At 56.5% G+C, this 12,798-nt stretch carries 19 protein-coding genes and 1 tRNA gene; 3 read left to right on the forward strand and 17 right to left on the reverse strand.

Translation table 11 applies throughout. The features are described from left to right. Positions 1-197: 197 nt before the first annotated feature. A complete protein-coding gene (locus FJD38_RS24585) occupies positions 198-365 on the reverse strand; it encodes a hypothetical protein (protein ID WP_167654283.1) in 168 nt (55 codons plus the stop codon). A 219-nt stretch (positions 366-584) separates the two neighbouring features. Between FJD38_RS24585 and FJD38_RS17575 the strand changes: the two genes are divergently transcribed. Then, entirely contained in the window at positions 585-1,265 is a 681-nt protein-coding gene (locus FJD38_RS17575) for a peptidase C39 family protein (RefSeq protein WP_208727525.1), read from the forward strand. Positions 1,266-1,305: 40 nt separating this feature from the next. Here the strand turns inward: FJD38_RS17575 and FJD38_RS17580 are convergent, their stop codons facing one another. Continuing rightward, on the reverse strand, positions 1,306-2,589 hold the full coding sequence (locus FJD38_RS17580) for an NAD(P)/FAD-dependent oxidoreductase (protein ID WP_146386568.1): 1,284 nt from the start codon (positions 2,587-2,589) through the stop codon (positions 1,306-1,308). A 184-nt stretch (positions 2,590-2,773) separates the two neighbouring features. Between FJD38_RS17580 and FJD38_RS17585 the strand changes: the two genes are divergently transcribed. Then, positions 2,774-2,850 (forward strand) — tRNA-Val (locus FJD38_RS17585). A gap of 112 nt (positions 2,851-2,962) precedes the next feature. Here FJD38_RS17585 and FJD38_RS17590 read toward each other — a convergent pair. Genes FJD38_RS17590 through FJD38_RS24800 form a run of 6 tightly spaced genes read right to left on the reverse strand, consistent with a single transcriptional unit; the run spans position 2,963 to position 6,275 of the window. Beyond that, positions 2,963-4,102 (reverse strand): tyrosine-type recombinase/integrase, encoded by a 1,140-nt coding sequence (locus tag FJD38_RS17590; protein ID WP_146386570.1) that lies wholly within the window; start codon positions 4,100-4,102, stop codon positions 2,963-2,965. Beyond that, positions 4,102-4,335 (reverse strand): hypothetical protein, encoded by a 234-nt coding sequence (locus FJD38_RS17595; protein WP_146386572.1) that lies wholly within the window; start codon positions 4,333-4,335, stop codon positions 4,102-4,104. The genes FJD38_RS17590 and FJD38_RS17595 overlap by 1 nt, the downstream gene beginning before the upstream one ends. Positions 4,336-4,371: 36 nt before the next feature. Further along, positions 4,372-4,602, reverse strand: coding sequence for a hypothetical protein (locus FJD38_RS17600; protein WP_146386574.1), 231 nt, complete (start codon positions 4,600-4,602; stop codon positions 4,372-4,374). Continuing rightward, the gene (locus FJD38_RS24590; protein WP_167654284.1) at positions 4,599-4,769 is read right to left on the reverse strand and encodes a hypothetical protein; all 171 of its coding nucleotides are present in this window, start codon (positions 4,767-4,769) and stop codon (positions 4,599-4,601) included. The genes FJD38_RS17600 and FJD38_RS24590 overlap by 4 nt, the downstream gene beginning before the upstream one ends. Further along, positions 4,766-5,146 (reverse strand): hypothetical protein, encoded by a 381-nt coding sequence (locus FJD38_RS17605; RefSeq protein WP_146386576.1) that lies wholly within the window; start codon positions 5,144-5,146, stop codon positions 4,766-4,768. Before FJD38_RS17605 ends, FJD38_RS24590 begins: the two co-directional genes overlap by 4 nt. A 46-nt stretch (positions 5,147-5,192) precedes the next feature. After that, positions 5,193-6,275, reverse strand: a complete 1,083-nt coding sequence (locus FJD38_RS24800; protein WP_244302752.1) for a DNA cytosine methyltransferase — start codon at positions 6,273-6,275, stop codon at positions 5,193-5,195. A 170-nt stretch (positions 6,276-6,445) separates the two neighbouring features. Here FJD38_RS24800 and FJD38_RS17615 point away from each other — a divergent pair, with 170 nt between their 5' ends. Further along, complete coding sequence (locus tag FJD38_RS17615; RefSeq protein ID WP_146386578.1) at positions 6,446-6,760, forward strand: SDR family oxidoreductase; 315 nt, start codon at positions 6,446-6,448, stop codon at positions 6,758-6,760. A gap of 4 nt (positions 6,761-6,764) precedes the next feature. Here the strand turns inward: FJD38_RS17615 and FJD38_RS17620 are convergent, their stop codons facing one another. The 9 genes from FJD38_RS17620 to FJD38_RS17655 form a co-directional block, all read right to left on the reverse strand. Then, the gene (locus FJD38_RS17620; protein ID WP_146386580.1) at positions 6,765-7,091 is read right to left on the reverse strand and encodes a hypothetical protein; all 327 of its coding nucleotides are present in this window, start codon (positions 7,089-7,091) and stop codon (positions 6,765-6,767) included. 78 nt (positions 7,092-7,169) lie between these two features. After that, positions 7,170-7,631, reverse strand: coding sequence for a hypothetical protein (locus FJD38_RS17625; RefSeq protein WP_146386582.1), 462 nt, complete (start codon positions 7,629-7,631; stop codon positions 7,170-7,172). Beyond that, a complete protein-coding gene (locus FJD38_RS17630) occupies positions 7,631-9,274 on the reverse strand; it encodes a YqaJ viral recombinase family protein (RefSeq protein ID WP_146386584.1) in 1,644 nt (547 codons plus the stop codon). Before FJD38_RS17630 ends, FJD38_RS17625 begins: the two co-directional genes overlap by 1 nt. Then, the gene (locus FJD38_RS17635; RefSeq protein WP_146386586.1) at positions 9,271-10,161 is read right to left on the reverse strand and encodes a RecT family recombinase; all 891 of its coding nucleotides are present in this window, start codon (positions 10,159-10,161) and stop codon (positions 9,271-9,273) included. The genes FJD38_RS17630 and FJD38_RS17635 overlap by 4 nt, the downstream gene beginning before the upstream one ends. A gap of 158 nt (positions 10,162-10,319) precedes the next feature. Next, positions 10,320-10,766, reverse strand: a complete 447-nt coding sequence (locus FJD38_RS17640) for a hypothetical protein (protein ID WP_146386588.1) — start codon at positions 10,764-10,766, stop codon at positions 10,320-10,322. Next, positions 10,763-11,014, reverse strand: coding sequence for a hypothetical protein (locus tag FJD38_RS17645; protein WP_146386591.1), 252 nt, complete (start codon positions 11,012-11,014; stop codon positions 10,763-10,765). Before FJD38_RS17645 ends, FJD38_RS17640 begins: the two co-directional genes overlap by 4 nt. Before the next feature lie 180 nt (positions 11,015-11,194). After that, positions 11,195-11,329 carry a hypothetical protein gene (locus FJD38_RS25010; RefSeq protein WP_280116032.1) on the reverse strand — a complete coding sequence of 45 codons (135 nt, stop codon included), beginning with the start codon at positions 11,327-11,329 and terminating at the stop codon, positions 11,195-11,197. Between the two features lie 243 nt (positions 11,330-11,572). Beyond that, positions 11,573-11,758 (reverse strand): carbon storage regulator CsrA, encoded by a 186-nt coding sequence (gene csrA / locus FJD38_RS17650; protein ID WP_146386593.1) that lies wholly within the window; start codon positions 11,756-11,758, stop codon positions 11,573-11,575. 407 nt (positions 11,759-12,165) lie between these two features. After that, positions 12,166-12,711, reverse strand: a complete 546-nt coding sequence (locus FJD38_RS17655) for a hypothetical protein (RefSeq protein WP_146386594.1) — start codon at positions 12,709-12,711, stop codon at positions 12,166-12,168. Between the last annotated feature and the right edge of the window lie 87 nt (positions 12,712-12,798).

Here is a 12,798-nt window from a genome sequence, read left to right on the forward strand (position 1 = left end):
ACGGCGGCGATCGGTTTGGTGCCCTCACACAGGCCCGCGTGGTTTAAGGGGGCCCCAAAATCACGCGGTCGCGATAAAGATCCGTAGCAGTTGACGAGCTCCGCGAAGCTACGTCCGGCATCAGAGCAGTCGTTAATCCAGCTGTCGGATCTAGCGTAATGTAGGGACCTGTGCACTGCTCTCAGAAGACGGCATTTTTAATGCGCGTTGATCGGGCTGGCGGGCGCTTTTTCAAGGCTGACTTTCGGTTTTGGCTGCACCTGCGGGTGATGATGGCGGCTGATGCGCATTAAACCCCACAGCATCGCGCCGGCAACGCTTAACCAGCCGCAGATCAGCAAAAAAATGGTTAATGTCGGGCTCATCAGTGCCTCCTTCGCCCCCAATGGGCACACACATTAAGCAAGAGACAGTCTAGCTTGGGTGGTGTTGCAGTCTATTGACCAAAGGTCGTGCTGCACCAACTGATTTGCTCTATGGCGTCATAATCTCTGCCCTATAAGGCTATACCTCACCCGTTGGCCGTCCTATGATCTGCAGCCATGCCGGATCGCAGGTCTGGCGCTTATTCAAAGCGAGGGAACATGCAGGCAGTGACGGGATTGAGATCGGTGCGACTTTGGCTGGCGTCATTAATTGCGTTGGTTATGGTGGGATGCGCCAGTGTCGAGCCGCCAGGCATTCGCCATTTGCCTGAAAGGGTCGAGCTCAACGGCGTGCCCTTTTACCGGGGCAATGCTCATCAGAGCGGCCCGCACGTGTTAGCCAGCATGCTCGGCGAACAGCGGATCAGCGTCACCCCTGGCCTGTTGGTCAAGCCCTTGAAGCTGCCGGACGCAGAGGCGTCTTTGCAAGGCAATATGGAGCAACTGGCCACTGGTTATGGGCTGGTGGTGTATCCACTGGACACCTCACTCGAAGCGCTGTTGACCCAAGTGGCAGCCGGTCATCCGGTCATGCTGCGTTTTAGCGACGGCACCGTGTGGTCCGAGCCGCGTTACGCGATGCTGGTGGGCTACAACCGCGCCAAGCAAACCGTGCTGCTGCGTGCAGGCATGGAGCGTCGGCGGTTGATGGACTTCAATACATTCGAGTCCGCCTGGAAGGACGCAGGTGGGTGGGCGGTGCTGATTCTGTCGCCTGATCAGTTGCCTGCCCAGGTAGATAAAGCACGCTGGCTGAAGGCAGCCAACGATTTATCCCGTGCGGGTCAGGAACAGGCCGGTGCCAAAGCCATCAAAACGCTGACCAGCGCTGCACAATAACGAACCGGAGGCTGGCGCAACGTGCGCCAGCCCTTATTGCCTAGAAGCCGAACTTGTCTCTCAAGCTGTAGTACCACGCCCCCAGCGCTGTAAGCGGTGTGCGTAACAGTTGCCCGCCGGGGAAGGGGTAGTGCGGCAGGTCTGCAAAGGCATCAAACCGCTCAGCTTGTCCGCGCAGGGCTTCAGCCAACACCTTGCCGGCCAGGTGGGTGTAAGTCACCCCGTGACCGCTGCACCCTTGCGAGTAATAGATGTTGTCACCGATGCGGCCGACCTGAGGTAGCCGTGACAACGTCAGCAGGAAATTACCTGTCCACGCATAGTCAATTTTCACATCCTTGAGCTGCGGGAAGGCTTTAAGCATTTTCGGCCGGATGATTACCTCGATATTGGCCGGGTCTCGTGCGCCATAGACCACGCCGCCACCGAAAATCAGGCGCTTGTCACCCGAGAGACGGTAGTAATCGAGCAAATAATTACAGTCCTCGACACAGTAATCTTGCGGTAACAGGCTATTGGCCACTGACTCGCTCAAGGGCTCGGTCGTGATCACTTGAGTGCCGCAGGGCATGGACTTGGACGCCAGCTCAGGCACCAGATTGCCCAGATAGGCATTGCCCGCAACGATAATAAACTTGGCGCGCACCTTGCCGTGTGGCGTATGCACCACCGGGCTGGCACCGCGTTCGATACGCACCGCGGGCGACTGTTCATAAATCGTCCCGCCCAATGACTCGACCGCAGCGGCTTCACCCAGCGCCAGATTCAGCGGATGAATATGGCCGCCGCTCATGTCCAGCAGACCCCCTTGGTACTGATCGCAGGCCACCACTTCACGAATACGGCGCTGGTCCAGCAGTTCCAGCTGTGTATTGCCGTAACGCTCCCAGAGTTTTTTCTGCGCTTCGAGATGGCCCATCTGCTTGCTGGTAATCGCTGCGAAGACGCCGCCGTCTTTCAGATCGCACTGAATGTTGTAGGTGGCGACACGCTCGCGAATAATCCTGGAGCCTTCAAATGCCATCTGCCCAAGCAAGTGCGCCTGCTGAGCCCCTACCGTGCGCTCAATCACATCAATATCGCGGCTGTAACTGTTAACGATCTGACCGCCATTTCGACCCGAAGCGCCAAAGCCCACCTTGGCAGCTTCCAGCACCGTCACCTTGAAACCGCTCTCCAGCAAGAACAGCGCGCTAGAGAGGCCGGTGTAGCCTGCACCGATGACACAGACATCCGTTTCGATATCGTCCTGCAAAAAAGGGCGTTCAGGGGCCGAATTAGCCGAGGCCGCGTAGTAAGACTGAGGGTAGGGGGTGTTCGACATTCTGCAGCCTCTGTTTTATATTTTTTACGAGTGAGGCCGATGCTACCTGAGAAGAAAACCAGCGGCTAGCCACTGTCCATTGAGGTTTTTTGCGCTTCAAACAAATAATTCGACTATTCATAGAGTTAGCTGCAAAAAAGGTGTTGACACCCCTCCGCAAATCTATAGAATGCGACCCCACAGCAGGCACGTAGCTCAGTTGGTTAGAGCACCACCTTGACATGGTGGGGGTCGTTGGTTCGAGTCCAATCGCGCCTACCAAACAAAATCCGCTCTGCTGGGCGGTCTAGAAGGGCTCACCGAAAGGTGGGCCCTTTTTTGTTGTTCTCGTTTGGGAAAACTTTGGGCAATCATTGGGCAAACCACCACCGAGCTACAGTTTCAGGTCGGCTTTGACCTTGTGATAAATCACCGCCTCTGGCCCATGCCCAGACTGATAATGCTCAGTCATTTTCACATCCGCATGACCCATCAAACCCTGAATGTAATCCTGAGCAAATCCCTGTTGCTCATACAGCCAAGCACCCAGCGCACGAATCTCATGAAAGGTCGGCCGTTCATTTGCTGGAATGTGGTCATAAGCCTTTGAGTCGTCCCTCGCCTGGCTAAATGCCTTGGTCAAATAGTCCGGCGTCACCGCGTTCCAGTGCAGTTTGGTATCGAGCTGTTTACGCCTGCGTGCTTTGGGGATGTAGTGAATCAAGTAGGGGCAAACCACCGGTGAGGTGACGCATTCCAATACAACCTCGCGAAGGGCTTGTCCCATGACGATTTCCAAGTGAATTGGCGTGCCATAGTTCTGCGTCTTCCCGGGGGATACCTTGATGGTGTTTCGCTCAAGGTCCACGGCTGTTTTCGGCCACGTCACAATATCTTCGCGCCGTTGCAGGCTCAGCAGCCCTAAGCGGATGGCTCGTTTGAGCCAGGGCCGGGTACCGCTGTAGTTCAGAATTGTGTTCAGCCCATCCAACGTATGGCGTTGTCGCTTTTTCTCGGCCTCCTTCTTCACCAGCGTCAGCTCTGCCGAATTGCGCTCGCATAAACCTTTGGCTACCGCGAAAGCAAAAATCTGGACCAGTAGCCCGCGATGCTTGGTGTAAGCGTTATTCTCAAAACCGTCCAGGTACTCGGCAATCGTTAGTACATCCAGTTGGCCCATCAGCAGCCCACCCATATCTTCGCGGTAACGTGCGAGCTTGAACTGGATTTCTCGCAGAGTGCGATCGGCATAGCCGCGACTGGTCACCCATTCCTTCTCAAAACGGTCCAGCAGGTTGTCAAAGCGCGAGGCGGTGTCGCCCGTGAGCAGGGCCAGCAAGGCCCCGTCATCAGTCAGCAGAGGTAGCAGCTTGGCATTGGCGGCCTTGGCTAGGCGGATGGCCTCATTCATAGGCTTGTTGATGCTGACTTTCTTGCCAGTTACCGGGTTTTTGTACTGCCAGTACTTGCCGTTAGGGTACAAATTGGCAGGCAGATCGCGATTCTTCGAGGTCCTCGCGCGCGGGGGAGCCATCAGCTCACCTCCATCATCTTCGCCAGAAGCGGGTCAGTTGAACCAATGACCGCTGCTTGCAGATCGACGAAATACATCCCGCCTTTAACCTCTCCCAGCATTTCGCCTTCCTCAATCCATTTTTTCAACTGTTGAACGCTGGGCTTGCCCCCGGCGTAACGTAATTTGCGGTACTCACTTACCTCCATCAAACGAGGGAGGCGGGCAGTGATCTGGGCAATAACTTTTGCCATGTCTGATTCCTTTCCCCGTGCGGGGCGCTGGGAGAGTTAAGAGGTGAGTGGATTCTTACGGAATACCCAGTCGTGACCGCATTGACGACAACGACCAAAGAGGCGGCCTGTGGCTTGAAGTGAGTCGGAAGAGGCCACGGCGCTAATCTTGCCGGCCTGTACCTCGTAGTGTCCTGAGCCGATAAGTTCTTCGGTGATTTGCATATTGCGGCCACCGCAACGGGTGCAGCGGGCGTCGATGCGCTCGCCGATGTTCTTTGCGGTCATTGTTTCTCCCGTGCGCGCCGCTCAACCGCTTCGGCCTGACGCAACTTGCTGCATTTGGTGTGGTTGCCGTGGGCGCGTGACTTATTGCATTGGTCGCAGACTGTTTGCAGATCCAGCGGCCGCATGGGGCCGCCGTTTAAACGGGCGGTTCGGCGTAAAGCCGTCATGCTGCCTCCTTGGCATATCGAACGCCGCGATACTCTGGGCGTGACGGATAAACTGGCTTGCGAATGACTGCCGACAGCAATTGCTTCCACGTGTTGGCTTTGTTGGGCAGGCAGATTCCGAACTCTTTGGTGTCGTACTCAATGTCGCCCACCAAGCGCTTTACCAGATCGGTGGGTACCGCAATGTTTGAACACCCGCTGTTGTAATAGCCCAATCGCTCCAGAACCAATGATTCTGGGTAGACCCCGGCACGCTCCAGCGGCCAGCAATACCCGCTGTCATTGGCGCGCCAGAGGGTTATTGCCCTGTGGCGGCGGTGAGTGTGTTTGAGGCTCAGCACGATGAACGTGCGTTCAGGCAGGTTTTCTGTAGGCATGACTCGTCCTGTGCCGGGTCATGCCCAGCAGAGTGAAAGATGATTTTCAGATTTCTACGTAAGCAGCTATGAATTGCGTCGCCGCTTCAGCATTGATGGCGTTTCCGTAGGCGCGCAATCGTCCCACTCTTGAGGTAGCCCCATAAGCCAGCGGGAATGTGCCGGGTTCAACTGCCCGCCACTTTCCATCCCGGCAGAAAAGCCAGTCAGCATTAGCCCAAAGGCCGTTAGTCGAGCTGGGCCCGACGACTTGGCCACTCGCGCGAGTGTTTCCAGCCCCCGTTTGGTTGTTGGCTGATTCTTCACATTGCAAGTTGGTGTCGGCCAGCCCGCCAGCGGCACCGTCTCGCTCAGCCCCATCATTCCCGGTCGAGGACTGACACTGCCGCCCTTGGTCGCGTCCGTCGCTGTGCAGGTAGGCCAGCCCGCGAGATGGAATGCCTGATCCGCCAGTGATATCTGTGGATCTGTCGGCTTTCGATTTCCAATTACCGGCGGTTTCGACTTGGCTTGCATCATTGTCGAGTCGGGAGTGTTCCAGCCCGCTAAATAAACCTGTCGCGGTAGATCCCGAGGATTCGTTCCATTGCCCCCACTGTTCTTGTGATCCCGAACTACTGGCGTATGCCACCCCCCCAATTGCGCGCAAGTGTGAAGGGCCATCCCGCCCTGACGATTGGCTGAGTTTCCCGGGCCATTCGTATCGGTCATTTTTGGAGTCGGCCACCCAGTAGAGTCGGTCGCGGATATGCGGCGCACCGACGCTCGCAGACGGAAACGGGACGGCCCCGAAGGCGTAACCCAAGGCTTCCACGTCAGCGTGTACAAGGTCGACCCAAGGTTCGACAGCCTTGCTCGCAACCTGCTCTCCAAAGACGATTGCAGGTTTGCACTCCTTAATGAGCCAGGCGAAGGTTGGCCAAAGGTGCCGTGCGTCCTCAAACCCAGATCCAGCGCCTGCCGAGCTGAAAGGTTGGCAAGGACAGGAACCGGTCCAAACAGGTCGATCATCTGACCAGCCTGCACGCCGAAGGGCGAGGGACCAGACACCAATGCCTGCAAAGAAATGACACTGCGTAAATTCACGCAGTTCGTTTGGAAGGACATCTTCAATACTCCGTTCATCCACGATGCCGGGCGCAATGTGTCCGGCATCGATCAGGTTTCATAGCCACTGGGCGGCGTATGGATCAATTTCGTTGTAGTAAGCGACCATTTCTGCACCTCGCCGGCTGGCGTGCTTCGTTGATATGGGGTATTACGGGTGACCGGCATGGAGCCGGATCAAGGAGAGAAAAAATGCCAATAAAAATAGATCGCAGTGGCCTCGACCGACTAATCAAAAATGCAAAGGAATTGGACGGCAAGCATCAAGTAAAGATGGTCGATGTGCTGAATCCCGAGTTCGTATCAGCTCACAGCAAATTTGATGATCTCGACTCTCTTTTTGCGGCGTCCGGTTTCAAAATCCATAGTCCAGATGATTTTGCCGCAATACCCGATGACCAATGGGATGCGTTCATCAATGCAAATACTGACTTCGATAACTGGGCAGAAATGCAGAGGGCCGGCCACTTGCAATATCTTTCGAGCAGGCTCGAAAAGGGTCTCTAGCTGTTTAGTCAGGCTCGATGATCTCGTCACCACGGTCTTTCTGAAGGGCCAGCATGCTTTTATTGCGGAATTCCCGCGCCACGTTTTGCGAAATTTCGATTTCGTGGCGCGGCGGGCTTAGCAGAGGCAGGCAACTGGCGGAACCCAGCGCATGGAGGTGATGAATCATCAGCGTCATAGCCTCTCCCTGTTCAGTAATGCCTGACCAATTCATCAGGTCAGCGAGTGCTTGGCGAGTACCCGGTCGGACACGAAGCCTCAGCTCTTCTTCCTGTACTGCTATTCGCTTCTGCGCAGCCTTGGCAGAGCGCTCCTGTACCGTTTTGGCCATGGCCTACCTCTTCAATTCCGCTGGCCGGCAGTGCCAGCCATGTTTGACGTTTGCGTTGCTGGATGCGGACTATGCGTTTCATGCCGCAACCTTTTGCTGGCTCCAGGCGCCGACTGCTTCAAAGATCCGCGCTGCGTGATCTTCTTCGAGCGATATCGACTCTGGAATAGCGATCCACCCCGAGGCCACCATCTGGTTTTGGTTGGCTGCGTCTCGCAGTTGCTTGTAGCAATGCTCGATTACGTCCTCCAGATGGTCGGAGAGATAGACACCATCAGGCGCCACCTCAATGGATTTGCTGTAGCGTTCACCGCGAGCATCAATACAGAGAGCGCTGAGGTAGATCGTCCAGCGGTGGGCGATGCCGCACACAGCCTGCCCAATTTTCCCAGGAGCGATATTCTTCAGCGATTTGTAATTGATCATGCCCTGGCGGCCGCTGGGGTCGATGCTCACTACTGCGACGTGGTTGGCGGCCAGCAGTGCTCGGCATGATCGGTCGATCCGGGCCTTGAGGTTATGCGGTTTACGTTTACTCATTATGCGGCCACCTTCACCAGCCTCACGCCGGCCATGCTGAACTCGGCGCCCAGGTCCGTGACAAGGGCGTCGAGATTTTCCCAATCCACTTTCAGCATCGAGATTGGGGCTTGGCCGAAGGCGACAGCCTTGATCAAAGCATCTAAGTCGTAGACGTCAGCCTGCATCGCTACAGTTTGAGTGGTTTGCGTTGCGGTGGGCTTCTGGGCTGCCTGTGATACCAGAGCGGCTCTGGTCGGGGCCGACGTCGCGACAGGTGCAGACTGAACTACAGGTTCGACGACGGCGGCGGCTTTGGCTTCATCCTCGATCCGTTGCAGCTCTTCGTTTCGAATCCTCGTCCGAGTGGCTTCTGCTGTCACTTGTTCGGCTTTCTGATGGTCAGCGATTCGCACCTTTATCAGCGCCACAAGATCGTCGTTGGCCTTCAACACAAGCTGCTGGAGGTCATTGAACAAAAACGTGTGGTCTACGGCGAGTTCGCCATAGCTGGCAAGGTTGGCGCGAATGCTGTCACCGATCTGACTGGCGGCAATCTTGGCCCGTGCCAACTCAGAGTCGGCGGCGTCGCGCAGGCTGCTGATCGATTTCTTACCCTTGATGGCGCCGGCGAAGTCGGCAGGAACGACCGGCATGCGGACCTTTCCGTCCAGCGAGGTGTTGATTTGGTCTATGTGCGCCTGCAACGATTTCGCGGCAATCATGACGATATCTTCGCGGATGCTCACCTTGCGGGCCTTCACCAGCTTGTCGAGCATAAGGCGCTTTGCGCGCGCCTCGGCGCTGATCTCGTCGATGGTTCGGAAAAGGGCGTCGATACTTTCGGTCTGGCTCAGCGCATGTTGTTTGGCCGCGGCCAACCGCTCTTCGACGTCACCGCACCATTTGACGGTCTTCTCGGCGTCGGCAAAGTGCTGATCCGTTTCCAACTCGGTGTTAATCGACGCGAAGACAGCCAGCGAGTGAACCTTGAACTGCTCCAGATTGCTGGCGGTGACCATGCCGGTGACTTCGATGCGTAGCGCTGGAAGGCTATCCGGCTTCTTGCCAACCGTTTCGGGCACGACCTCGGTCGGAGTAAAGTCGAGCAAATCGGCTTGGAACTGCTTCCAGCCGGCAACGAGTGTCGCGGCGCGGCCGGGCACTGGCGTGTATTCCATCGACACGAAGTTGTCTTCTGTGCCGTCGGAGCAAACGAAGATCACTTTCTCGGCACCGCTCACCAACAGCTGCTGCTCGAGCTGCCAGTAATAGTGCGGGTCAAGGTTCCCAGCCAGCACATCGGCGGCGAGCTGTTCGTTCCACATTTTGTGCTCGAACAGCGTTTCGCCGAGCATGGTGCAGCCGTCGAGCGAGGCGAGCAGGTCGCCGTGAGTTCCGACAATGGGGAACAGGTCTTCGCCGATCCGACCTTCCAGAATTGGACGAGCCATCGCTTCAGCTTCGTGGCCTTTGTCGAACAGGTATTTCTGCACCCACCACGACACATCGCGGTCGAGGCCGGTCTTTTTGGCGCTGAGCAGTTCGGTGCGCTTCATCTGCTTCGAAGCACCCATCATGGCCGGCGCCTCGGAGGCGGTGAGGTAGTTGGAGCGGAGCGCATGCCAGGCTTCGGAGCCCTGAGCGACGTTATGGATTTTCATTCTTGCTCTCCTTCAATGGGGGCTAGCGCTTTGATCTTTGCGATCTGTTCTTCGCTCAGTGTGAATTTGCTGCTGACGGTTGCAATCAGGTGGTCAGGTGCTGACCTTCCGGAGTCGACCGCTACGCGCCACTTGGGCAGGTTCTCGGCAAACTTGTCGTCGGGGTAGGGTGGAAGCTCTGCGGTGGCCCGGCCCTTAGGCGGCGAGACATCGCGGATAACCGGGGCGGCTTCTTCGAGTTCGTCCGGGCTGTACACGCCGAGTATCACATCAGGGCAATACAGGCGCGACCAGCGCTTGGTGGCGAGGTAGGCCAGCTGCTGGCGAGGATCATCAGCCCACAGCGTGCTGTTGCGGGTGCGGGCCTGTGCCAGCAGTAACTCAAGAACGCGGGGCTCATCTTCGCCGCGGAAGGTGGCCCAAACTTTGACGCCCAGGCCTTCCTCGTCTTCGAGTTTCCAGCCTGGCTGACGGTATTGTTTGCCTTCGCTATTGGTCTTGATGTCGAACTTGCCGATCACCTTTTCCCAAGTGCCGTACCACTCGTAGTGCAGGCGATCCAGAACCGGTGCGCAGGTGGTGATAACTGCATTCACAAGCTGGGCTTCGTAGCCGAGCACGCCATTCACCAGGTGCGTTTTCTGCGCAACTGCAAAGGGGTTCATTTTCCACTGCATTGATTGCATGACGACCGCCAGGCAATCCGCCGAGTTACCGTTGAAATGCTTCGGTACCGTGGCGCGGCCGGTGGCCATGACGTCGGCAAGGCGCATCATCTTGTCCAAGCTGTCGCCATCGAGCACCAGAGCGCTGGTACTGGTCGCAGCATTAGGGAGAATGTGCAAGGTTTGTTCGTGCGCCACCGGCGCCACGCTTTGTGCGGACATGACAGTTCCTTGCCGCGCACTGGCGCAGCTTTCGAAAGATTTGTGCTATTGAGGGATTGGCGCCGAGAGGGCGCCGAACAACATGAGTGCGGTGCAGGTACCGAGTGCGAAGAAAGAGCTGCGCCAGAATACGAAGCGTCTGGCGCGTTGTCGGACTGTCATGCTGCATCTGCCTTACGCTGTTCCGCTAGGTCAGCGGCGCGATCAGAGTCCAGCTCTTCTGCGCGAGCCCGACCATACTCATTTGCGTGAGGTCGGATCAGCGTTTCAGCGACGTCGTGCAATGCAGTTGGATGGTTCCCTTTAGGCTGTCCAAGCGCTGCAATGGCGAGGTCATAAATTAGGCTGCGCGCTCGACGGCCATCGGCGATGACTTCGCAGATCATTCGCTCAATCGGATACTCACGGTTGTCGGTCAGCAGCGGAGCGATGTGTTCCTGCGCGCCAAGGTGTTCGGCCAGCGCTTCCCACAACGACTGCGGAGTGACCAGGGCAACTGATTTGCGATGCGCTCGGGGCGCCGTGACATTGTCGCCGCAGATCAGCGAATTGATTGCATCGTGGAGCCAATCCGGCCCTTCTGGCGTATCGAGAAAATCAGTCATGATTCGCTTCCTTCCAGGCGTCGAGCAAGTGCGCAGGCTTCGTTATGGTGGCGGCGAAATCCCATGACCTTACCCGTACGGCTGTCCACCACATGGAAGAAGTCGCGTCCCGCCGGCTTCACTGTCATCCGGTAGGGGACCACCGGCGCCGGCCGCCCAATCAGCCTGAAGAAATCGTTAGTGGCGATGCGGGATCGCTGATGCAAGCCGTCGACAATGTCGCGGCGCGATTGAATACTTTGATGCATGGTCGCCTCCAGAGTGGCGGTATGAATTCAACAAATTTCGGATGCACCCATCTGTTCCGCTGGTTGCCATTAGGCGCGGAAGTGAATGCATGCGAGTGATTTCGGGGGTAGGGCGGAAGGAATATTTCGCTAAGGTGCCAACGGCTGGCTATCAAGCCAGTCCGTCAGCGAAATGAAGCTTTACTCAACGATGCAGATCCAGCGGTGATTTTGTCGATACGGGGCGCGGGTGAAATGGACATCTGAAACCAGTTGTAGGCCATGCTTTTGTAACTCTTCGGTCAGTTGTACGAGTGTCTCTGCTTGGATAGTCATTGCTGTTACCTCGTCAGATTTACTGCGTTCATAATTCTTGACTGAGCTAGCCGCTTACTAATTCAAATTTTCTTCAACCTTGATTGATGAATGGTCGCATCGGAGCGTGATCTGCCTAAACTTACTCCGGCATGCCGGTTGTCCGGGGAACCTTCCGGCCTGCGTTTCAGATCGATGCGACCTCCCGTGAGGGATCGGGCAGTTAGCGACAGGCTGTCGTTGGCGCTGGTTTTTTGTTGCTACTTAGGCCGCGCTTTCAGTCTCGCGCTCCGTCTGAATCCGCTTCCAAATCTCTTCCCGATGCACCGCAACATCTTCCGGCGCGACGATTCCGATCTTCACTTGCTGACCGCTAACGCTCAGCACCTGGATGCTGATGTCGTCGTTGATGCGGATGGTTTCGCCTACGCGGCGGGTGAGTATCAACATGGTCCTTCTCCTTGTTGGTGGTTTTCCCAATGCACCCGGTTGCCCAGGTGCAGCAGTGAAAAATTCCATCCCATTACCGCCGGATTGAGCGGAGCGCACTGCTTGCCGGGTCATTCATACGGTTAAGGCATTTCGCCTTCGATCAGCCGTACAGGGTGTTCCTGTCGTGGGCGGGCTATCTGACCCGTCTAATCGCCGGTCGCCGGTAGAGGCAATGCGGTCTATTGGTATTACGTTTCTTGCGCAGGCTGTTAAAGAGCGGGTCGCTGCGGTGTGCTGCTGCGATGGAAGAAACAATACCGCCGGTATTGCATGCCGGTCAATACCTCCGGTCATATATTTTTGAGCGGGCGTAAAAAAGCCCGCACTGAGCGGGCTGCAATTTGAATTGTCTGTTTTGGGCTAAATCAGCCTTTGTATGAGAGCTCGCCAAAAAAGGAGTGGTTCACTCTGATCAGTTTTAGCACCTCAACGGCTTCATTTTTTTTCTCGTAGGGGCCGATAACCACTACTGCACCATCAGGGTTTTCGCAGGGCAGGCCTTCGTCGCTGACGATTTTCTGTGTTGCATCGAATTCCATACCTGGCCGGCAAGGTATGCGGACTGTCCAGCCTGTAGCAGGAATTGAGCGCGTAGCCTGCTCGATATCTGCGCCACAATGCCTGCACTTGATGGCTGCATTCTTGATGGTTTCGGCGCACAGAGGGCAGGGTCGGGTGTCCGTCTGAGCCGGTATTGAAGCGGGCGAGACCGATACCTTGCCGCCAAAAATCACCATCATGATGCCCGCCAAGGCAATCATTCCCCCCACAATCGTATGTACCTGGCGATCAGCCATAAGCCCGAGGTTATTGACTCTGCCCATACCAGTGGAAACGGATACATCCATGTTCAGCGCGAATATCATCCAGCAGAAACCCGCTATCAGAATGAAAATCCCGAAGCCTTTCATTGTGCCGCTCCTTAAAGTGATGCCGAACTCTACCATTCGTGGCGCACAGCCACCATTGAGTGGGGGGGGGGCGGAGGATGCTTATTT

Origin of the sequence: Pseudomonas saxonica (assembly GCF_007858365.1) — a bacterium.
GTDB classification, from domain to species: domain Bacteria; phylum Pseudomonadota; class Gammaproteobacteria; order Pseudomonadales; family Pseudomonadaceae; genus Aquipseudomonas; species Aquipseudomonas saxonica.